Here is a 21,913-nt window from a genome sequence, read left to right as displayed (position 1 = left end):
GCGACGTCGTCAACCGCGCCGCGCCGCGCCCTGCGGCGGCGGCACTCAGCCCGCGAGCGTCTTCGTCAGGAAAATGCGCGAATGTCCGACCGGATAATCCGGCAACTCGCCGAAGCGGACATAGCCGCGTTTCTCGTAGAACGGCCGGGCCTGGAAGTCGAACGTGTCGAGCCACGCGCTATGGCAGCCGCGCGCGACGGCCTCCGCCTCGGCCAGATCCATGATGCGCGTACCCGCGCCCTGGCCGCGCGCGGCCTCGGGTACCACGAGCAGGTCGACATGCAGCCAGCCGTACGCCGTGCTGCCCCACAGGCCACCGACCACCGCACCCTCGCCATCGGTCACGACCACGGCCAGCGGCCGGGCATCGATCGGGCCGGCCCGGCTTTCGTTGAACCGGATGAGCGGCGCGACGATCTGCTTGCGAACGTTCGCGTCGCCTGCATCCGTCACCTCGTATGTGAACGTCATCGGTTGAATCCGCTTGAATCTTGAATGAGGAAGGGGCGCCGCGCGAACCGCGTCAAACGACGTAAGCGCCCTTCGCGTGCAGTTCCGCTTCCGTGCGCTCGAGCGCGGCGATCGCATCGCTGCCTTCGAGCGCCAGCAACTGCGCGACCAGCGCTTCGGCCATCGCATGCGCGGCGACCAGCGACGGGAAGAACGACGGGCTGTCGTGCGTGAAGATCAGTTGCGCATCCGCGTGCAGTGCGATCGGAGACACCGCGCTGTCGGTGATCGCGACGATCCGGCTGCCCTGCGCCTTCGCGGCCTGCGCGACGCGCGTCGCTTCCTGCGAATACGGCGCGAAGCTGACGACGATGGTCACGCTCTGCTTCGCGATCGTGCGCAGCTCCATCTCGAGCGAACCGGCGACGCCATTGAGCAGCGACACGGTCGGACGGAACAGCCGGTAGCCGTACACGAAGCCGAACGCGACCGGATAGCACGAGCGAAACCCCGCGACGTGCACGTGCGACGCCTTGCGGATCAGTTTCGCGGCATCGGCGAGCGCGTGCTCGTTCTGCGCGGCGGTGGCCGACAGGTTGTGCTGTTGCGCGGCGAGCAGGTCGTGCGCGAGCGACGCTCTCGCGTCGGGCCGCACGAGCGAGCGCGCCCGCTGCGTGAGCGGCTCGGGGCGCGTGCGCACGCGTGCCACGCACAGATCACGCAGCTCGTTCCAGCCGGGGAAGCCGAATTGCTGCGCGAGCCGCACAAGCGATGCAGGCTGCACCTGCGCGCGCTGGGCGACCTTGCGCATCGACGAGGTGGCGACTTCGTCGGGATGATCGAGCAGGAAGGCGGCACCCGCCTGGAATTGCGGGCTCAGCTCGGAAAATTGCGCCCGGATCCGGGACGCGAGTTCGTCGAAATTGGCGGCCATCTTGGTGGGAACGGGAACCGGTCGTCCATGGTATCACCGGCCCCGCGCGCACCGGTCAGCGCAGCACTTCGACGTGATCGGCGTCGACCTTCACGCTGCCCGACCATTTGCGCTCGAATTCGCCGGTCACCTTCACTTCGTTCTTGTCGCTGACGGGCTGGCCGGCCGCCCACAGCTTGTGGTCGATCTCGACGCGGATCGTGCCGGTCGCATCGGCGAATTCGTAATCCTCGCCGCCGACATGCTTGACGATGCGGCCCTGCAACTGCACGTGCTGGTCGTCCTTGCCGTTTGCGAGCAGTTCCTTCACGGTGGTCGTGGTCAGCGCGGAGGGCCCCGTGTATTGCGCGTAGACGGCGGCAGGCAGCGTGGCGAGCGCGACCGTCAGGATTCTGGCCAGGTGTTTCATGATCTCGTTCCTCTTCTTCGATGGGATGCCGCGCTCCGTTGAACGCGACGGCCCAGATTACGGACCGTAAGATTAAGCAAGCCTGAAGGTCGTGCCGAAGTGACACGGTGCCGCACCAGACACGTACGAAAGGCCGCCGCGCGCCGCCCGCATTTAAGGTCCGCCTAAGACGGGGGCGCTTATCATGGGAACCCCGGGTGCCACGGCGCCCCGTTGAAGAGACACCAATTCATGCGCGTATTGCTCGTCGAGGACGATCCGCTGATCGGCAGCGGGCTCGAACAGGGCCTCAAACAGGAAGGTTTCGCGGTCGACTGGGTGAAGGACGGCGACGCCGCGTCGCTCGCGCTGCGCGCGACCGGCTACGGCCTGCTGCTGCTCGATCTCGGGCTGCCGAACCGCGACGGCCTGTCGGTGCTCGCCGCGCTGCGCCGCCGCGACGAAACCCTCCCCGCGATCATCATCACCGCGCGCGACGGCGTGCCCGACCGCATCGCGGGCCTCGACAGCGGCGCCGACGACTATCTCGTCAAGCCGTTCGAGCTCGACGAATTGCTCGCCCGGATCCGCGCCGTGAACCGCCGCCATGCGGGCCGCGCGCAGACGACGCTCGTGATCGGCCCGCTGCGGCTCGACCCCGTCAAGCACCTCGTCTGGCTCAACGACGACGAAGTGCCGCTGTCGCCGAAGGAGTTCGTGCTGCTGCACGAGCTGATGCGCGACCCGGGCGCGGTGATTTCGCGCGAGCAGTTCGAGGAGCGCCTGTACAGCTGGGGCGAGGAAATCGAGAGCAACGCCGTGCAGGTGCATATCCACAACCTGCGCAAGAAGCTCGGCCACGACACGATCCGCACGGTGCGCGGCGTCGGCTACCGGATCGGTGACGGCGCATGACGCACATGCAACGGGCGATCGCGTGCTGGCGCAACGCGTCGCTGCGGCGGCGCCTGCTGACGTGGCTGCTGCCGGCCGCCTGCGTGATCGGCCTCGTCGCGAGCGCGGGCACCTACTGGGGCGCGCTGCGCGAGCTCGACGACCTGCTCGACGACCAGATGCGCAGCATGTCGAAGCAGATCGTCGTCGGCCCGAACGGCGAGCTGTCGTTCAGCAACCACGCCAACGGCAAGCACGGCTTCGAAGCGAGCGACCCCGACGCCGTGCTGCTGCAGGTCTGGCGCAACGGCACGCTCGTGTATTCGACCGACCGCGATTCGAAACTGCCGCCGCCCGAGCAGAAAGGCATCGCGAGCGTCGACGTCGGCGGCCAGCCGTGGCGCACCTATGTCACCGAGCGCGGCGGCACGACGATCCGGCTCGCGCAGGCACGCCACGCACGATGGGAAGCGATCGCGGGCATCGCCGTGCACCTGCTGTGGCCCGTGTTCTCGATGCTGCCGCTGCTCGCGATCGGCCTGTGGTTCGGCATCGGCGCGGGGTTGCGGCCGCTGCGCACGATCGCATCCGGCCTCAAACGTAGGAATGCGAACAATCTGGAACCGGTCGACGTCGGCGCGATGCCGAACGAAGTCCGACCGCTCGCCGAAGCGATCAACGACCTGCTCGCACGCCTCGACCGCTCGTTCACGCTGCAGCGCCACTTCATCGCCGATGCCGCGCACGAGTTGCGCACGCCGATCATGGGGCTGTCGATCCAGTCGCAGTTGCTGCGGCGCGCGGCGACTGCCGAAGAGCGCGAGCACATCCTCGCGCAGATCCATGCAGGCACGACACGCCTCGGCCACCTTGCCGAGCAGTTGCTGACGCTCGCGCGCCTCGAACCCGATGCGCAGGCGGCCGTCTCCGCGTCAGCCCCCGTCGATCTCGCCGCGCTGTGCCGGTCGGTGGTATCGGATCGCACGCGCGTCGCCGACGCGCACCGGATCGATCTCGGCGCGATCGTGTCGACACCGGTGATGACGTCGGGCAACGCGGACACGTTGCGCGTACTGCTGAACAACCTCGTCGACAACGCGATCCGCTATGCGGGCGACGGTGCGCGCGTCGATGTGTCCGCACGCATCGATGGCACGACGCCCGTGCTCGAAGTCGCCGACGACGGCCCCGGGATCCCGGAAGCCGAGCGCACCGACGTGTGGGAGCGCTTCTATCGCGGTGAAGGCGCGCAGGCCGTCACGTCGTCGGGCAGCGGGCTCGGGCTGTCGATCGTCAAGCGGATCGCCGAACAGCATCGCGCGACCGTCGCGCTCAGCACGACGCACGGCGGACGCGGGCTGACCGTGACGGTGCGCTTTCCGCTGCCGGCCTGACGCCGCGCGACGCACGGCTTTTCCACAGATTGTGTTGGCAAGCTTGTGGACAACCTTCCATTAACGACACCAAGCCCTTGATCCGAAAGGGTTTGCCGCTCGTGCGCGGCAAATGCGCCCGGCCGGGTCAGGTACACCCGACTCAGTTGTCGTCGACGATTCGCTCGATCCGCAGGCCGGTCGAGGTTTCGAGGATGCTGGCGTGATGCTCGACACGGCAATACAGTCGCCCCTTCGGATAGTCGTCCGGCCTGGGGCGCGTGCGATCCTCGACATGAACGACGACGGTGCCTCCGCTCGGATACGCACCGACTCGCTCGCCCATGTAATAGAGCTGGCCGTTCAACTGGTAATAGCCGTGCCCGAGATACCAGAACGAGTCCTTCTCCGTCGCGATCGGCTGGTTGCCGAGGTAGATCGCGTTGCCCTTTCTGACGATCGGATAGAACAGCAAGCCGATTTGCGGCTCGATGACGGTGTAGTGATTGGCACGGATGTCGTCGAGCACCTTGTCGCGAATTTGTTCGCTCAGGTAGGCGCGCTCGCCGAAATACTCGGTGTGACGGTAGGCCGGCTGACAGGCATGCGCACTCGTGCCGCATACCGCCGCCATCAACGGCACGGCGATCGATTTCCAGATCGTCCTCACTGATTTCTCTCCAGGTTCTTTATTGTTGGCCTGCCATCCGGCGCGGCAAATGTTACCGGTGCCGGATCGCATCGCCAGTTTACCTACCCCGCCTCGCTCCGTGACGGTCAATCGCCAAATTGACAACCGGTTGTCCAATACGTAAAGTAGTTGTCAATTCATCCTGCGTATCGAACATGACGAAATCCGCGAAGTTGACCACCGTCGCGCTGTCCGTATTCCGGTTGAACGGCCTGCTGATCGAATGGGGCAACACCTTTGCCGGACCGCACGGCCTGACCAGTGCGCGCTGGCAGGTGCTGGGCGCCATCTCGCTGGCGCCGGAAGCCCCGAACATCCCGCAGATCGCCGACGCGATGGGCATCACGCGGCAGGCGGTGCTGAAACAGATCAACGTGCTGACCGACGAAGGGCTGGTTGAGTCGCTACCCAATCCGGCACACAAGCGTTCCCCTTTGTATGCGCTGACGCCACGCGGCGAGGCGGCCTATCAGGCCGTGGTCGGGCAGTGGCAACAGCATGTCCGCGACATCGCCGGCGATTTCAGTTCGGCTGACCTGGATGCGGCGATCCGCGTGCTGTCGGCGATGTCCCGTGCACATGGCGCCGATGCATCGACGTGAACGTTCAATCACCCCGCTCACCCACAGGAGTTCCCATGCCTCATTTCAAACCGATGGATCCGGCCTTTCCGATCCAGCAACAGATCGCCATCGACGCGGAGCCGGTCGTCCTCGTCAACGTGTTCACGCTGGCCGCCGCCGACGAAGCGGACTTTCTCGCCGTGTGGAAGGACGACGCCGAATTCATGAAGCGGCAGCCGGGATTCATCTCGACCCAGTTGCATCGCGCGCTGGGCGACAGTCCAACTTACCTGAACTACGCGATCTGGGAATCGACCGCGGCGTTTCGCGCGGCGTTCACGCATCCGGCGTTCGTCGCCAAGCTGTCGGCCTATCCGTCGTCCGCCGTCGCGAGCCCGCACCTGTTCCAGAAAGTCGGCGTGGCCGGTATCTGCACCGCGTGAGTGCACACGGGAATCGGGGCAACGCGTGGCATTGGCGGGCGTGTCGCGCGTCGCTCGCGCACCCGGACTTCTCCACAGAAAATGTTGGCAAGCTTGTGGATATCCTGCGCACCGCAACGCTAAGCCCTTGATCCGACGGACTTTGGCACGCGTGATGCAGACGAGGCCCCGGTGACGGCCATTGCATACACCGCTTCGCCGCACTTCGCATCACGACGCCACGACGATGCGCGCCGCAGTCGGCGCACACGTGCCCGCCATGCGCGGCGCCACTTACCCACAGATTTTGTTGGCAAGCTTGTGGATATCCTGCGCAAGCCTGCGCTAACCCGTTGATCGCACGACGTTTCATGCACGGCGTCACGGTTGCGGCACCCTACGGCCCCGGCCTGCGCGCAAGCGCACGATCCCGCGCGAAAGCAGCGCCTCACCGTCACCTTGACGCTCGCGCACGCCACGCGTCAAGATCACGCGAGCCGCCGCGGCCGCGCATCATCGGCTTCGCGCGACGGCTCAACGGGCCGGCCGTTCCGCCGGCGCCGCACCACGACACCTCACTCCGAGGAAGACCATGGAACACTTCACCGCGTGGCAGCTGGTCGTCTCACTCGTGCTGGTCGCCGTCGTCATCTATCCGTACGTCCGCATCGTTCGGCGCACCGGGCATTCGGGCTGGTGGATCCTGACGATGTTCGTCCCGGTCCTGAACTTCATCATGTTGTGGGTGTTCGCGTTCGCGCGCTGGCCCACCGTCGACGATCGGCAGCCCTGACTGTCGCCACCGCGGCCGCATGGCTTGTCCACAGATTGTGTTGGCAAGCATGTGGATAGCCTGCGCATACCGCGACCAAGCGCTTGATCCGAAAGACTTTGTCCGCGCCGCTTCAAATGCGGCACGCGGCCGGGAAAGTGCCGCCCGCACGCCCATTCGCCGCATGACCGAGCGCCATCCGTGCGTGCGGACCGGCTTGTCCACAGATTGTGTTGGCAAGCGTGTGGATAGCCTGCGCATACCAAGGCCAAGCGCTTGATCCGTAAGACTTTGTCCGTGCCGCCTCAAACGCGGCACGGCGGCCCGCGCCACGCCGGATGCGGCCGCGCGCGGGCTTGTCCACAATTTTTGTTGGCAAGCATGTGGATATCCTGAGCATGCATGACCTAAGTCGTTGATCGCACAACGTTTGATCACGCGGGTCACGGTTGCGGCACGGCATGCACGCGGATCGCGTCACGCACGTCGTGCCGCCCGCCTCAACCGAATGCCCGGACCACGATGCGTGCGACCGACGCGATCACGTCGTCCTTCGCGCGCGCATCGGCACGCGCCTGCGTGTAGTACACGGCCAGCGCGACCGGCGCACCCGACGGCGACCACATGACACCCGCGTCGTTGGTCGTCCCGTAGTCGCCGGTGCCCGTCTTGTCGCCGACCGTCCACCCGGCCGGCACGCCCGCACGGATCCGCTTGTCGCCGACCTTGTTGCCGCGCATCCACGCGACGAGCTGCGCACGCTGCGCGGCCGGCAGCGCCTCGCCGACCATCAGCACGCGCATGCTCGCGGCCATCGCGGCCGGCGTCGTCGTGTCGCGCGGGTCGCCCGGCAGCGCGGTATTCAGTTCGGTCTCCCATCGATCGAGCCGGAACGTGTCGTCGCCGATCGAGCGCGCATAGGCCGTCACCGCCGACGGGCCGCCGAGCAGCTTCATCAGCAGGTTCGCGGCCGAGTTGTCGCTGTACTGGATCGTGGCCTCGCACAGCGCGGCGACCGTCATGCCGTCGTCGACATGCTTGCCCGACACCGGCGAATAGTTGACGAGGTCGGCCTTGGTGTACGTCACGCGCTGTTGCAGCAACGCCGGTCGATCGACGCTCTGCGCCAGCACCGCCGCGCTCAGCATCGCCTTGAACGTGCTGCAGAACGGGAAGCGCTCGTTCTGGCGATGCTCCACGCGCCGGCCGCTCGCGATGTCGATCGCGCACACGCCGAGGCGGCCGCCCGCGCTGCGTTCGAGCTCGGCCAGCATCTGCCCGGCGGCAGCGGGCGTCACGGCCGCCGCCGCAGCCGCGGCTGCGGCACTTGCCTCGTCCGGCGCCATGACCTGCCGCGACGCGCACGCGGCGACGGTCAATGCGAGCGGCGCCGTCGCGGCGGCCAGCAACAGGGTTCGACGTTTCGATGAGTAGGTCATGTCGGTTGTCTCGTGGTGGAATGTGAGCGAAAGGGTGTTGAACGCGCCCGGCCGGCGAGACAGCACTATCGGGACTTTACGGTTGCCTGACAAGCAACGATAATTGAGCGCTGACAAAAGAAATTCTTATGACCAAGCTCCGCCCTCATCTTCCGCTCAATGCGCTGCGCGCGTTCGAATCGTCGGCGCGCCACCTGAACTTCACCCGCGCCGGCCTGGAGCTGAGCGTGACCCAGGCCGCGGTCAGCCAGCAGGTGCGCTCGCTGGAAGAACGGCTCGGCTGCACGCTGTTCACACGGCTGCCGCGCGGCCTCGGGCTCACCGACGAGGGGCGCGCGCTGCTGCCGGTGCTCAGCGACGCGTTCAGCCGCATCGAGACCGTGCTCAAGCAGTTCGACGGCGGGCGCTTCCACGAGGTGCTGACGCTCGGTGTCGTGGGCACGTTTGCCCTAGGCTGGCTAATGCCGCGCTTGAAGCAGTTCGGCGACACGCATCCGTTCGTCGAGCTGCGGATGCGGACCAACAACAACGTCGTCGACCTGGCCGCAGAGGGCCTCGACTTCGCGATCCGCTTCGGGGAAGGCAACTGGCCGACCACGCGCAACGAGCGCCTGCTCGACGCGCCGCTCACCGCGCTGTGCGCGCCGGACATCGCGCGGCGCCTCGCGCAACCGGCCGATCTCGCGAACGAAACGCTGCTGCGCTCGTACCGCACCGACGAATGGCACGGCTGGTTCGATGCCGCGCAGCTTGCGCCGTGGGCGGTCAACGGGCCCGTGTTCGATTCGTCGCGGCTGATGGTCGAGGCTGCGATGCAGGGCGCGGGCGTCGCGCTCGCACCGGCCTGCATGTTCGCGCGCGAACTGCAGCTCGGCCTGCTCGTGCGGCCGCTCGACATCGACGTGCGCGCCGGCGGCTACTGGCTCACTTCGTTGAAGTCGAAACCGCTCACGCCGGCAATGACGCTCTTTCGCGACTGGATCGTGGCCGAGGCGGCTGCGACGGCGCAGGCCGAATGACGCGGCCCGGCTTGTCCACAGAAAGTGTTGGCAAGGATGTGGATATCCTGGGTACCCGGGGCCTAAGCCCTTGATCGCGCACGAATTAGCGTGCCGACGCAGACATCGGGCAGCCTCTGTTCACGGGCGTCGCGAGCCGGCCCCGGGCAGGCCGATCCTCAACTGTCACGACGCAATCGATTGCGAGTTGTCCACAGAATTTGTTGGCAAGCCTGTGGATATCCTTCCAATGCGGCGCGTAACATCCTGATACAAAAGGGGATTCAATACACGGACCTTGCGAGGTCAACCCTGTGGCAGCGCCGGCGCTTTCGCACGGCCCGCGCCGCACCCCGGCTCGGGGCCGGACGGTTCTCCACAGATTGTGTTGGCAAGCTTGTGGATATCCTGCGCACCGGCCACCTAACTCCTTGAGCGCACGGGGTTTTGTGCTTCGTCTGCAGAATCGGGCAGCCCCGGCGCAGCCCGTGCGGCAAGCGCCGGGGCCATCCGGGCATCAATGCCGGTCGAGCCCGCCGCGCAATTCGCTCGCCTTGTCGCGCAGCGCCTCGTAACCCGAGCGCGCATGCTCGGGAAGGTCGGGATCGCCGATCAGCGCACCGAGCGTTTCGATCAGGCTGAACAGGATGCCCTTCGCCGCGCCGACCGCGATGCTCTGCGATTCGATCGACTTGTGCAGGTGGTCGACCGCCGCTTCCAGATTCTCGAGCTTGTGTTCGTTGTCGTCGGGCCGGTTGTCGGTCGTCATCGTCTACCTCCGCCATCGTTCAAGGGTCATGTCACGATTCTATGCCGCTGCACGCGAACGTGGCGCGACATCGCGCAACGTTCGCGCGGCGCCCCGCTACAGCACCGCGACCACCTTCACGCGGCCCGGCTGCTCCGCCGACGCGACGACCTGGCCGTCGACACGGCGGAACGTGAGCGACACGGTTTCGTCACCGACGCGCAACGCGTCGATCCGCAGCCAGTCGACGCCTTCCGGCAGCGTCGGGCGCTCGACGCGCACCTCGTGGCGCGATGCGTCGATGCTCACGCCGAGGCAGGCCTGCAGCATCATGAACGGCGCACCGGCCGCCCACGCCTGCGGCAGGCAGGCCACCGGATACGCGGTCGGCGGTTCGCCGCGCCGGCGCGGGAACCCGCAGAACAGTTCAGGCAGACGCATCTCGAAGCTCACCGCCGCCTCGAACAGCGCGCGCAGCAGGTTCACCGCGGCGGTCTTGTCACCGTAGCGCGCCAGCCCGCGCGCGATCAGCGCATTGTCGTGCGGCCACACCGAACCATTGTGATACGCCATCGGGTTGAAGCGCGGCTGGCCGGCCGCGAGCGTGCGGATGCCCCACCCCGTCTGGAACAGCGCCGAGCCGAGCACGCCGGCGACCGCCGCGCCGCGCTCGGCGTCGGGCAGCCCGAATGCAAGCAGGTGGCCCGCGTTCGACGCGAACACGCGGCACAGGTCGCCATGACCATCGAGCGCGATACCGTAGAAATCGCCTTCCGGCATCCAGAACAGCGCGTCGACCTGCTCGCGCAGCGTCTTCGCGCGCAACGCATAGCGTGTGGCATCGGCCGCGTGGCCGCGCCGGTGCGAGCACATCGACATCGCATCGAGCGCCGCGCACGCATACGCCTGCACCTCGACGAGCGCGATCGGCCCGTCCGGGAAACGGCCGTCCGCGTGGAACACCGAGTCGTGGCTGTCTTTCCAGCCCTGGTTCGCGAGGCCGCGCTCCGACGTGCGCTGGTAATCGAGCAGTCCGTAAGGATTGCGGTCGCACTTGTCGATCACCCATTGCGCGGCGCGCTCGAGCGCGGGCCACAGCTCGTCGATCAACGCATCGTCGCCGGTGCGTTCGACATAGGCGCCCGCGAGCACGATGAACAGCGGCGTCGTATCGACCCCGCCGTAGTACAGCGCGAACGGCACCTCGCCCGTCGCGGCCATCTCGCTGCGGCGGAACTCGTGCATGATCTTGCCGGGCTCCGCGTCGCGGAATGCGGACGTTTCGCGCGCCTGGTGCTCGGCCAGGAACCGTAGCACGCCGCGCGCGAGCGACGGCTGCAGCCACAGCATCTGCAGCGACGTGATCACCGCGTCGCGGCCGAACGGCGTCGAGAACCACGGAATGCCCGCGTACGGGTACGGCCCCGTGTCGAGCTGCGTCGTGAGCAGCCCGAGATCCGCGAGCGAGCGGTCGAGCCACGCATCGAACAGCGGATTGCCGGTGTTCACGCGCGCCATCGATTCGCGCCGCGCGCGCATCTCGCGGTGCACGCCGACGAGCGCGGTGCGCAGCGCGACGCGGCCGCATCCCGGCCCTTCCGCATGCACCGGGCCGAGCGTCGCGTCGACGGTCAGGTAGATTGACACGCAGGCCTGCGCGGCGATCGTCAGCGTGTAGTCGGCACGATCGACCGACAGCGCATCGGGCGCCGGCGAGAAATGCACGGTCACGTTGCGCTCGACGCTGTCGAGGCCGTCATAGCGCAGCCGCACCGCGCCCGCGTCGACGCGCGGCGCCGCCACGGCACCGCGCTTCGGGCGCTGCGTGCCGCGCACCTCGAACATGTCCTTGAAATCGGCCGCGAACGACAGCGACAGCGGCACCTCGGCTTCGATCGCGCCGTAGTTCGTCAGCGTCAGCGCTTCGTAAAGCACGTCGCCCGCGAGCACGCGCATCCGCTCGATGTGGATCACGCCCTCGGGCGTCTCGTGGCCCCCGAGCGGCGGCAGCGGACGGTTCGTCAGGTGGGCGGTGAACGACGCGTTGTCGGCACTCGTCGCACCCGACAGCAGCGACGGCGCGCGGCCGCCGAAGGTCAGGCGCCACTTCGACAGCACGCGCATGTCGTCCACGAACAGGCCGTCGTCGTGACCGCCGATGTCGCCGAGCGCGTCGCTGACCACGAACGCGTCGCCGGATTTCAGCACGTACTGGTTGTTGCGCGCCAGTGCCTGCGGATCGGCTTCGGGCGCGATGAACGCGGGGCCCGTCGGTGAGATCGGGGCAACAGGCGCGACTTGCGGCGCCTGGGTCGTCGTGGCTTCAGCGTGATTCGGCATCGATGCTCCTGTGTCGGGTCCGCAACGCGCGGCGCGTCGCGTGTTTCGCACAGGATAGGACAGAACGGGGAACGTGCGCAGCGAGGAAAAAGCCGCGACGCCGTGCGACGTTGCCGTCGCCGCAGGGCGTCGCGTTCAGGCACATCAGTAATCGTTCAGAACTTCCACAGGATGTTGCCGAGTATCGCGTTGTCGCGCACGCCGCTGCCGTACTGGCCACTGTACGTGAGACCGAGCGTCAGGCGCTTCGTGATGTTCGCGTCGATGCCGGCCTCGAGCACGGCGCTGTCGCGAGCAATCGGCACGCCCGATACCTGGAACGACGTGCCGCCGTTCGCGAACGTGAACGCCGACGACGGCGTCACGTTGCCGAACGCATGCCGCCAGCCGACCGTCCCGCGCGCGGTGAACGTGCCGCTCGCGATCGAGCCGAGCTGCGACGCCGCGCGCACGCCGAGGGTCGAGAAGCCGACGTGCGTCGTCTCGCCGCCGGCGCGCAGCGCGGCCGCGCCACCGGTTTCCGTATAGCCGTCGGTATGCAGGTTCACATACGCGAGGCCCGCGAACGGTTCGATCGCCACGGGCCCGACCGGCAGCGCGTAGCCGACTTCGCCGAATACCTGCGCCGAATTCGCGTCGTAGCCGGCCGAATCGTGATCGGAGAAGCCCGCGAAGCCCGGCGAACGGTCGCTGTTGATGCGGTACCACGTGTACGACGCGCCGCCGCGCACGCCGAGCGCGCCGTACTGCGCGCCGCCGTACAGCGACAGGTAGTAGCTGTTCACCGACGCCGACGAACTCTGGTCGTTGTCGAGCGAGCTGTGCGTGACGCCTGCGGCCAGGCCCGCACGCCATTTGTCGTTGAGCGCCATGTCGGCACCGGCGATGAAGCCCGTCATGCTGCGGTTGATCGTCGACGCGTTGCCGTCGCCGGTGAGCCGGCTGCGGCCGCCGAACGCCTGCCCCCAGACGACCGGCTGGTAAGGCGTGCCGCCGTAGCAGCCGTCGCGCGAGCCGATCCGGCGTTCCGGCGGCAGCGTCGGGTCGACCGCGCCGGCCGTGTTGTCGCCGCACAAGGCCGCGCCACCCGACGATAGCGCCGCGAGCGGGCCCGATCCCGGCGCGAGGCCCTGGCGGACACGATCCGTCACCGCGTCGCGCACATAGCGGCTGTCGAGCAGCAGCATGCTCTTCAGGCTCGCCTGCAGTTCGCCGTCGAGCAGCCCGTAGGCGCGGCGTGCGGTCGTCGCGTCGGTCGTCACCACGGCGTCGTACAGCGGATTGCCGGCGCCGAGCCCGCCGAGCGCGGCCGCGACCGAGCGCTGGTTCGGCGTCGTCGCGACATCGGGAAACGCGGTACCGTTCGAGACCAGCCGCAGGTACACGTGATCCGGATCGTAGCTGAGCGTCGGCGCGAGGAACGCGTAGTTCGCATTCACCTGGCTGAACGTGCCCTGCACGCCCGACCCTGCGGAGAGGATCGTATAGGTCGTGCTCGGCTGGTAGCCGCTCTGGTTCGCGAGCACCTGCACGGTGCCGCCGTTCAGCGTCGCCGTGCCTCTTGCCGCGAGACTGCCGCTTTGCTGCGGCGAGGCCGCGACCTGGAACGTCGAGCCCGGCTGGAACGTGACGTTGCCGCCCACGTTCAGCGCCGCGCCCGGCTGCGACGCGGCCGCCGTCGCGCCACTCTGCACCACGAGGCCGCCGATCGTGCCGGTGCCCGTGACCGTCGCACCGTTCTGCACGGTCACGGTCGACTGGCCGAGCGACCCGTTGACGGCAAGCGTGCCCGCGCTGACCGTGGTCGGGCCGCTCAGCGTGCTGGTGCCCGTCAACGTCAGTTGCCCGCTGCCGGCCTGCGTGAGCGAACCCGCACCGGACAGTACGCTTGCGATCGTCACGTCGCCGGATTGATTGACGATCAGCGCGCCGTTGTCGACGACATTGCCGGCGATGCTGCCCGACGTGCCGCCGTTGCCCAGTTGCAGCGCGCCGCCGGCCGCGATCGTGGTGCCGCCCGTGTACGTGTTCGCGCCCGTCAGCGTCTGGATGCCGGTGCCGGCGATCGTCACGCCGCCCGTGCCGCCGATCGTCCCGCCGAACGTGCCGTTGCCGCTCCCGTTCAACGTCAGCGCATTGGCGCCGAGATTGACGGTCGCGCCGGCCGCGCCGTTCAACGTGCCGATCGTCTGCGCGCCCGTCGCGCCGCTCGCATCGAACGTCGCACCGGCGCCCGCGAGGTTCACCGCGCCGGTCGACGCGAGGCTGCCGCCCGCGCCGAGCGCCAGCGTGCTGCCGCCGTTGATCGTCGTGCCGCCCGTGTAGGTGTTCGCGCCCGTCAACGTCTGCGTGCCCGTGCCCGCGAACGTCACGCCGCCCGTGCCGCCGATCGCGCCGCCGAACGTGCCGTTGCTGCTGCCGTTCAGCGTGAGCGCATTCGTGCCGAGGTTCACGTTCGTGCCGGCGCCGCCGCTCAACGCACCGATCGTCTGTGCACCCGTCGCGCCGCTCACGTTGAACGTCGCCCCCGTGCCGGCGAGCGTCACCGCGCTGCCCGACGCGAGACTGCCACCCGCACCGAGCGCCAACGTGCTGCCGCCATTGATGGTCGTGCCGCCCGTGTACGTATTGGCGCCCGTCAGCGTCTGCGTGCCGGTACCCGCGAACGTCACGCCGCCCGTACCGCCGATCACGCCGCCGAACGTGTTGTTGCCGGCGCCGTTCAGCGTGAGCGCATTCGCACCCAGGTTCACGTTCGTGCCAGTGCCGCCGGACAGCGTGCCGAGCGTCTGCGGGCCCGATGCGCCGCTCAGGTTGAACGTCGCACCCGTGCCGGCGAGATTCACTGCACTGCCCGATGCGAGGCTGCCGCCCGCGCCCAGCGCCAACGTGCTGCCGCCGTTGATGGTCGTGCCGCCCGTGTAGGTGTTCGCGCCCGTCAGCGTCTGTGTGTCGGCGCCCGCGAACGTCACGCCGCCCGTGCCGCCGATCGTGCCGCCGAACGTCCCGCCGCTTCCGTTCAACGTCAGTGCGTTGCCGCCGAGGTTCACGTTCGTGCCGCCCGCGCCGTTCAACGCGCCGAGTGTCTGCGCGCCCGTCGCGCCGCTCACGTCGAACGTCGCACCCGTGCCGGCCAGATTCACCGTGCTGCCCGATGCGAGGCTGCCGCCCGCACTCAACGCCAGCGTGCTGCCGCCGTTGATCGTCGTACCGCCCGTGTAGGTGTTCGCGCCCGTCAGCGTCTGCGTGCCGGCGCCCGCGAACGTCACGCTACCGGTGCCGCCGATCGCGCCGCCGAACGTGTTGTTGCCGCTGCCGCTCAGCGTGAGCCCATTCGCGCCGAGATTCACGTTCGTGCCTGCGCCGCCGGACAGCGTGCCGAGCGTCTGCGAGCCCGATGCGCCGCTCAGGTTGAACGTCGCACCCGTGCCGGCGAGATTCACCGCGCTGCCCGACGCGAGGCTGCCGCCCGCGCCAAGCGCCAGCGTGCTGCCGCCGTTGATCGTCGTGCCGCCCGTGTACGTATTGGCGCCCGTCAGCGTCTGCGTGCCGGTACCCGCGAACGTCACGCTGCCGGTGCCGCCGATCACGCCGCCGAACGTGCCGTTGGTGCTGCCGTTCAACGTGAGCGCATTCGCACCCAGGTTCACGTTCGTGCCGCCGATGCCGCTCAGCGTGCCGAGTATCTGCGGGCCCGATGCGCCGCTCAGGTTGAACGTCGCCCCCGTGCCGGCGAGATTCACCGTGCTGCCCGATGCGAGGCTGCCGCCCGCGCCCAACGCAAGCGTGCTGCCGGCGTCGATCGTCGTGCCGCCCGTATACGTATTCGCACCTGTCAGCGTCTGCGTCCCGGTGCCTGCGAACGTCACGCCCCCGGTGCCGCCGATCGCACCACCGAACGTGCCGCTGGCGGTCCCGCTCAACGTCAGCCCGTTCGCGCCGAGGTTCACGTTCGTATTGGCCGCGCCGTTCAACGCGCCGATCGTCTGCGAGCCCGATGCGCCGCTCAGGTTGAACGTCGCGCCCGCGCCGGCGAGATTCACCGCGCTGCCCGACGCGAGACTGCCGCCCGCGCCGAGCGCCAGCGTGCTGCCGCCATTGATGGTCGTGCCGCCCGTGTACGTATTGGCGCCCGTCAGCGTCTGCGTGCCCGTGCCCGCGAACGTCACGCCGCCCGTACCGCCGATCACGCCGCCGAACGTGCCGTTGGTGCTGCCGTTCAGCGTCAGCGCATTCGCGCCCAGGTTCACGCTCGTGCCGTCGATACCGCTCAGCGTGCCGAGTATCTGCGGGCCCGATGCGCCGCTCAGGTTGAACGTCGCGCCCGTGCCGGCCAGGTTCACAGCGCTACCCGACGCGAGGCTGCCGCCCGCGCCCAACGCGAGCGTGCTGCCGGCGTCGATCGTCGTGCCGCCTGTATACGTATTCGCACCTGTCAGCGTCTGCGTACCGGTGCCCGCGAACGTCACGCCGCCCGTACCGCCGATCGCGCCGCCGAACGTGCCGCTGGCAGTGCCACTCAGCGTCAGCCCGTTCGCGCCCAGATCCACGTTCGTATTGGCCGCGCCGTTCAACGCGCCGATCGTCTGCGAGCCCGATGCGCCGCTCAGGTTGAACGTCGCGCCCGCGCCGGCAAGATTCACCGCACCCGTTGCGGCCAGGCTGCCGCCCGCCCCGAGCGCCAGCGTGCCGCCGGCGCCGACCGTCGTGCCGCCCGTGTACGTGTTCGCCCCCGTCAGCGTTTGCGTGCCCGTGCCCGCGAACGTCACGCCACCGGTGCCGCCGATTGCACCGCCGAACGTGTTGTTGCCGTTGCCGCTCAACGTCAGCGCATTCGCGCCGAGATTCACGTTCGTGCCGGCCACCCCGGTCAGCGCGCCGAGCGTCTGCGCACCCGAAGCACCACCGAGGTCGAACGTCGCGCCCGTGCCGGCGAGGTTCACGGTGCCGGTCGACGCGAGACTGCCGCCCGCGCCGAGCGCCAGCGTGCTGCCGCCATTGATGGTCGTGCCGCCCGTATACGTGTTCGTGCCGGACAGCGTTTGCGTGCCCGTGCCGGACACGGTCAGGCCGCCGGTGCCGCCGATCGTGCCGCCGAAATTGCCGCTGGCGGTCCCGCTTACCGTCAGGCCGTTCGCGCCGAGGCTCACGGCCGAACCGGCGACGCCGCTCAGTGCGCCGATCGTCTGTGCGCCCGTCGCGCCGCTCAGGTCGAGTGTCGCGCCCACGCCGGCCACGTTCACCGCGCCCGTCGCCGCCAGGCTGCCGCCGGCACCGAGCGCCAGCGTGCCCGCGTTGATCGTCGTGCCGCCCGTGTAGTTGGCCGCGCTCGTCAGCGTCGTCGTCGCCGCGCCGTTCTTCACGAGGGCACCCGCGCCGGTGATGCCGCCGTTCAATGTCAGCGCGTTGCTGCCGCCGAGCGTCAGCGTCGCGCCGGTGCCGAGATCGACCGCGTTGTTGACCGACAGGCTCGCGCTCGTGTCGAGCGTCGCCGCGCCGCCGACGTTCAGCGCGCCGCCGCCGAGCGCCCCGTTGTTGCCGAGCACCAGGCCGCCGCTGTTCAGGTTCGTGCCGCCCGTATAGACGTTCGCGCCGTTCAGCGTCTGCGTGCCGGTGCCGGCCAGCGTCAGGCTGCCCGCCCCGCCGATCACGCCGCTGAAGGTGCCGCTGGCGGTCCCGCCCAGCGTCAGCCCGTTGCCGCCCATGTTGACTGTCGTCCCCGCGACACCCGACAGCGCACCGATCGTCTGGGCGCTAGTCGCCGCGCCCAGGTCGAGCGCCGCGCCCGCGCCTGCCAGGTTCACCGCGCCCGTCGCCGCCAGGCTGCCGCCCGCGCCCACCGCCAGCGTGCCCGCGTTGATCGTCGTGCCGCCCGTGTAGGTGTTCGCGCCCGTCAGCGTCGTGGTCGCCGGGCCGTTCTTCACGAGACCGCCCGCGCCGGCAATGCCGCCACTCAACGCGAGCGCATTGCTACCGCCCAGCGTCAGCGTCGAACCGTTCGCGAGATTGACCGCGTTGACGACCGACAGGCTCGTGTTGGTGTCGAGCGTCGCGGTGCCTGCGACGTTCACCGTGCCACTGCCGAGCGCACCGTTGTTGCCGAGCACCACGCTGCTGCCGCTGTTCAGGTTCGTGCCGCCCGTATAGGTGCTCGCGCCGTTCAGCGTCTGCGTGCCGGTGCCCGCCAGCGTCAGGCTGCCGGTGCCGCCGATCGCGCCGCCGAAGGTGCCGCTGGCGGTCCCGCCCAGCGTCAGCCCGTTGCCGCCGAGGTTCACGGCCGAGCCGGCGACACCGGACAGCGCACCGATCGACTGTGCACCGGTCGCGGCGCTGACGTCGAGCGTCGCACCCGCGCCGGCCAGGTTCATCGCGCCGGTCGCCGCGAGGCTGCCGCCCCCGCTGATCGCCAGCGTACCCGCGTTGATCGTCGTGCCGCCCGTGTAGGTGTTCGCGGCCGTCAACGTCGTCGTCGCCGCGCCGTCCTTCACGAGACCGCCCGCGCCGGCGATGCCGCCGTTCAGCGTGAGGGCATTGCTGCCGCCCAGTGTCAGCGTCGAACCGGTGTTGAGGTTGACTGCGTTGTTGACCGACAGGTTCGTGTTCGTATCGAGCGTCGCCGCGCCGCCGACGGTCAGCGCGCCCGTGCCGAGCGCCGCATTGTTGCCGAGCACCAGGCCGCCTGCGTTCAGGGTCGTGCCGCCGGCGTAGTTGTTCGCACCGGACAGCGTCACGGTCGCCGCGCCGTTCTTCACGAGACCGCCGCCACCCGACACCGTGCCGTTCAGGCCGAGATTCGTGCTGCCGCCGAGTGTCAGCGTCGTGCCGGTGGCGATGTTGACGGCGTTCGCGAGCGACACGTTGGTGGTCGCGTCGAGCGTCGACGAGCCGTTCACGTTCACCGCGCCGAGGCCGAGCGCCGTATTGCTGCCGACGACGAGGTTGCCGCCGTTCAGGTTCGTCCCGCCCGTGTACACGTTGGTGCCGGTCAACGCCTGCGTGCCCGTACCCGTGAGCGTGACACCGCCCGAGCCGCCGATCGTACCCGCGTACGTCGCATTGCCGTTGCCGTTCAACGTCAGCGAATTGCCGCCGAGGTTCACGTTGGTGCCCGCCGCGCCCGCCAGCGCGCCGACCGTCTGCGTGCCCGATGCGCCGCTCAGGTCGAACGTCGCGCCCGCGCCACTCAGGTTCACCGTACCGCTCGCCGCGAGGCTGCCGCCCGCGCCCAGCGCGAGCGTACCGCTGTTGATCGTCGTGCCGCCCGTGTAGGTGTTCGCGCCCGTCAGCGTCGTGGTCGCCGCACCGTTCTTCACGAGGCCGCCGTTGCCGTTGATGCTGCCGGCCAGCCCGAGATTGTTGCTGCCGCCGACCGTCAGCGTCGTGCCCGTGGCGAGATTGACGGTGTTGTTGAGCGTCGCGTTCGTACTCGAGTCGAGTGTGGCCGAGCCGTTGACGTTCAGTGCACCGGTGCCGAGCGCCGAATTATTGCCGACCACGAGACCGCCCGCGTTCAGGTTCGTGCCGCCCGTGTAGTTGTTCGCGCCGGACAGCGTCAGCGTGCCGCTGTCGTTCTTCGTCAGCGCGCCGCCGCCCGATACCGTGCCCGACAGCGTGAGCCCGGTCGAACCCTGCACCGTCAGGCCGCCCGCGCCGAGGCTCACGTTGTTGCTGACGTTGAGCCCGACCGCACCCGCCTGCAGAGCACCGCCGGTGGCCGTGATGGTGCCGGTGCCGAGCGACGCGTTGTTGTTGATGATCGCCACGCCGCCCGCGAGCGTCGCGTCCTGCGCGGTCGACGCGCCGTTGATCGTCCAGTTGCCGCTCTGGACATCGACGTGATTGAAGTTGATGTAGTTGTTGACCGCGATCGTGCCGTTCGCGCCCGCCCCCTGTTGCAGCTTGAGCGTGTTGTCACCGCCCGCGCCGCCGTCGACCGTGCCCGTCGCCGCGACACCGAGCGTGATCGGGCCGACCGTGATGTTCAGTGCGCCCCCGGTGCCGCCCGCCGTGTTGACCGACGAGCCCGTCACGGCGGTGAACGCGTTCGTGCTGTTCGCGCCCATCGACACGCTGCCGTTGATCGTGCCCGAGTTGACGAACGTATTGCCCGCCCCGGGCGTGCCGTTCGAACCGAGCGACACGCGGCCGGTGATCGTCCCGCTGTTCGTCATGTTGACCGTGGCGCCGCCGTATGCGGCGACCACGGGCGCATCCGCGCCGGTGAGGGTCGCGCCAACCAGCGGGTTCGAGCCGATCGTGCCGGTGTTGTTGATCGTCGACGTGCCGCCCGTGCCGTTCTGGACCGACAGCGCCATGCCCGTCACGCCGCTGATCGCCACGCCGGTCGAGCCGTTCATCGTGCCGTTGTTGATGACGGTGGTGCCGGCGCTCGCCGCCGCGTTGCCGATCACCGTGCCGCTCGACAGCACGCCGAGGCCGGAGCCGAGCGCCGACGGGTCGATCGTGCCGTTGTTGGTCAGTTGGGTATTGTTGCCCGTCAGCGACATCGCGGTGCCACCGACGCCGAGCAGCACGCCGACGCTCGCTCCGGGGTTGACGGTCGCGTGGATATTGTTCGCGCTGTTCGAATAGCTCGGCGCAAGCGGATTGGCGACGCCGGAGCAGGTCACCGTCGTGCCCGCCGTGCTACAGGTCGCATAGGCGGGCACGATACCGGCGCCGGACAGCGCCAGAAAAACACCCGTCGGCAACAGCAATTTCGGAAACGGTTCGCCGGATTTTTTCGAACGCGCAAGATTCATGCTTTCCCTCGTTATGTTTTTGGAATTGGCATTACCGTGAAATCGAACAGCCGGCCGCAGAAAATCGCGGACAAAAGCGTGCCCCCCGGCTGTCGCGATGCGACGTCGGCTAATTCATGGACAAATCTTTTATTGGCCCTGGCAGGCAGGCGTGAAACTAGTCGAATGACATGTCGGTGGCCCCTGTTTTGTCTGCAGCGATTTTCTGGTTGATTTGATTACCGCCCTGCTTTTTGTCAGACAAGGCTATATCAAAAAAACAGGCTTTTCCAGTCGATCTTTTACCCTTTCATTTCGGGGGTGCAGTGAGCGCGCATTTTTTACTTATCGGAGCGCTTCAGACAGGTAATTTCGGATGCCGCCTGTCAACCGGTTTGATATTTCTCAAAAAATACGGGAATCATCGCATCGGTGAAAATACCGATATCGGCGTGATTATCAAGACGATTTATTGCAACGCAATATCGGCACACCCGGAAAATATCGACACGAGATAATCCCCACGCCGCTATTCGTCAGACGAAATAAAGCAAATCCGGCACTTGGCCGATCCGTTCGATTTCCGTCGCGTATCGATCGAACACCATCCCCCGTTACGAAAACAGGCTCATCAGATAAAGCATCGGCCGGAACGAAACCGGCCGTGCATCGGGGTTCACCCACAGCCGCACCGCATACACCGCGTACGCCGGCACTTCGCGCCAGCTGGAGTAGTCGGACATGCGAAATTCAGGCGGTCGTTTCGAGCTGCGCGCAACGCGACCTCGTCGCGAGTTGAATCGCGCGCGTCAACACCGCCGCCCATCGAAATGGCAAGTGCATGGGTACGCCAACCCGTAATTGCCGGGTTATGGTGAGGAAATAATGCGCGAAAGCCGCGCTTTTGACGTGCCGAAGCAAGCGCAACGAGACTGGCCCGATGCCCAGTCGGGCAATCGCGCGCAGCAACCAGCGCAGGTTGAAGCCCGTCGCGCACAGCACCGCATGCAACGCATCGCCGGTGGCACCCTTCAGCCAGCAGCGCCGCAGTCCGTGATCCTGTTTGACGTGGCCGATGATCGGTTCGACCGCCTGACGTCGCTTGAGCCACTTGCGCTGCTTCTCGCTCAGTGTCTTGTACTTGCCGCGGTGAATCAGTT

General features: G+C 68.0%; 14 protein-coding genes and 2 pseudogenes. 6 read left to right on the top strand and 10 right to left on the bottom strand.

Features of this window, described 5'->3' with window-relative positions; all coding sequences use genetic code 11:
• Nucleotides 1-45 precede the first annotated feature (45 nt).
• The 3 genes from CFB82_RS22240 to CFB82_RS22230 are packed head-to-tail and all read right to left on the bottom strand — an operon-like array spanning nt 46 to nt 1,793.
• Nucleotides 46-471: a GNAT family N-acetyltransferase gene (locus tag CFB82_RS22240; RefSeq protein WP_089485302.1), complete on the bottom strand. Its 426-nt coding sequence runs from the start codon at nt 469-471 to the stop codon at nt 46-48.
• 52 nt (nt 472-523) lie between these two features.
• Nucleotides 524-1,384, bottom strand: a complete 861-nt coding sequence (locus CFB82_RS22235) for a MurR/RpiR family transcriptional regulator (protein WP_089485301.1) — start codon at nt 1,382-1,384, stop codon at nt 524-526.
• A 55-nt stretch (nt 1,385-1,439) separates the two neighbouring features.
• Nucleotides 1,440-1,793, bottom strand: coding sequence for a YgiW/YdeI family stress tolerance OB fold protein (locus CFB82_RS22230; RefSeq protein ID WP_039366549.1), 354 nt, complete (start codon nt 1,791-1,793; stop codon nt 1,440-1,442).
• 231 nt (nt 1,794-2,024) lie between these two features.
• Between CFB82_RS22230 and CFB82_RS22225 the strand changes: the two genes are divergently transcribed.
• On the top strand, nt 2,025-2,687 hold the full coding sequence (locus CFB82_RS22225) for a response regulator (RefSeq protein ID WP_069252188.1): 663 nt from the start codon (nt 2,025-2,027) through the stop codon (nt 2,685-2,687).
• A complete protein-coding gene (locus CFB82_RS22220) occupies nt 2,684-4,060 on the top strand; it encodes an ATP-binding protein (protein WP_089485300.1) in 1,377 nt (458 codons plus the stop codon). Before CFB82_RS22225 ends, CFB82_RS22220 begins: the two co-directional genes overlap by 4 nt.
• 142 nt (nt 4,061-4,202) lie before the next feature.
• Here the strand turns inward: CFB82_RS22220 and CFB82_RS22215 are convergent, their stop codons facing one another.
• Nucleotides 4,203-4,709, bottom strand: coding sequence for a hypothetical protein (locus CFB82_RS22215; RefSeq protein ID WP_089485299.1), 507 nt, complete (start codon nt 4,707-4,709; stop codon nt 4,203-4,205).
• Nucleotides 4,710-4,885: 176 nt separating this feature from the next.
• Between CFB82_RS22215 and CFB82_RS22210 the strand changes: the two genes are divergently transcribed.
• The 3 genes from CFB82_RS22210 to CFB82_RS22200 all read left to right on the top strand — a co-directional run bounded on the left by CFB82_RS22210 (nt 4,886) and on the right by CFB82_RS22200 (nt 6,508).
• A complete protein-coding gene (locus CFB82_RS22210) occupies nt 4,886-5,332 on the top strand; it encodes a MarR family winged helix-turn-helix transcriptional regulator (RefSeq protein ID WP_089426978.1) in 447 nt (148 codons plus the stop codon).
• A 35-nt stretch (nt 5,333-5,367) separates the two neighbouring features.
• Nucleotides 5,368-5,736 (top strand): antibiotic biosynthesis monooxygenase family protein, encoded by a 369-nt coding sequence (locus tag CFB82_RS22205; RefSeq protein ID WP_089426977.1) that lies wholly within the window; start codon nt 5,368-5,370, stop codon nt 5,734-5,736.
• A gap of 571 nt (nt 5,737-6,307) precedes the next feature.
• Complete coding sequence (locus tag CFB82_RS22200) at nt 6,308-6,508, top strand: membrane protein (protein ID WP_046548390.1); 201 nt, start codon at nt 6,308-6,310, stop codon at nt 6,506-6,508.
• Nucleotides 6,509-6,987: 479 nt separating this feature from the next.
• Here CFB82_RS22200 and blaPEN-bcc read toward each other — a convergent pair whose 3' ends face one another.
• On the bottom strand, nt 6,988-7,926 hold the full coding sequence (blaPEN-bcc, locus tag CFB82_RS22195; RefSeq protein WP_089485298.1) for a PEN family class A beta-lactamase, Bcc-type: 939 nt from the start codon (nt 7,924-7,926) through the stop codon (nt 6,988-6,990).
• A gap of 128 nt (nt 7,927-8,054) precedes the next feature.
• Between blaPEN-bcc and penR the strand changes: the two genes are divergently transcribed.
• Nucleotides 8,055-8,945: a beta-lactamase transcriptional regulator PenR gene (gene penR / locus CFB82_RS22190; protein ID WP_046548392.1), complete on the top strand. Its 891-nt coding sequence runs from the start codon at nt 8,055-8,057 to the stop codon at nt 8,943-8,945.
• 496 nt (nt 8,946-9,441) lie between these two features.
• Here the strand turns inward: penR and CFB82_RS22185 are convergent, their stop codons facing one another.
• From CFB82_RS22185 to CFB82_RS22170, 5 genes and pseudogenes are all read right to left on the bottom strand, one after another.
• Nucleotides 9,442-9,693: a hypothetical protein gene (locus CFB82_RS22185; RefSeq protein WP_069252195.1), complete on the bottom strand. Its 252-nt coding sequence runs from the start codon at nt 9,691-9,693 to the stop codon at nt 9,442-9,444.
• 96 nt (nt 9,694-9,789) lie between these two features.
• A complete protein-coding gene (locus CFB82_RS22180) occupies nt 9,790-12,012 on the bottom strand; it encodes an amylo-alpha-1,6-glucosidase (protein WP_089485297.1) in 2,223 nt (740 codons plus the stop codon).
• Nucleotides 12,013-12,167: 155 nt separating this feature from the next.
• A complete protein-coding gene (locus tag CFB82_RS22175) occupies nt 12,168-20,774 on the bottom strand; it encodes an autotransporter-associated beta strand repeat-containing protein (protein WP_089485296.1) in 8,607 nt (2,868 codons plus the stop codon).
• A 593-nt stretch (nt 20,775-21,367) separates the two neighbouring features.
• Nucleotides 21,368-21,562: pseudogene (locus tag CFB82_RS42380) on the bottom strand (YdcF family protein); the annotation flags it as partial.
• Nucleotides 21,563-21,698: 136 nt separating this feature from the next.
• Nucleotides 21,699-21,913: pseudogene (locus CFB82_RS22170) on the bottom strand (transposase); the annotation flags it as partial.

It is taken from the genome of Burkholderia sp. HI2714, assembly GCF_002223085.1.
GTDB classification, from domain to species: Bacteria; Pseudomonadota; Gammaproteobacteria; order Burkholderiales; family Burkholderiaceae; genus Burkholderia; species Burkholderia lata_D.
This window is presented reverse-complemented; position numbering and strand designations above follow the sequence as displayed.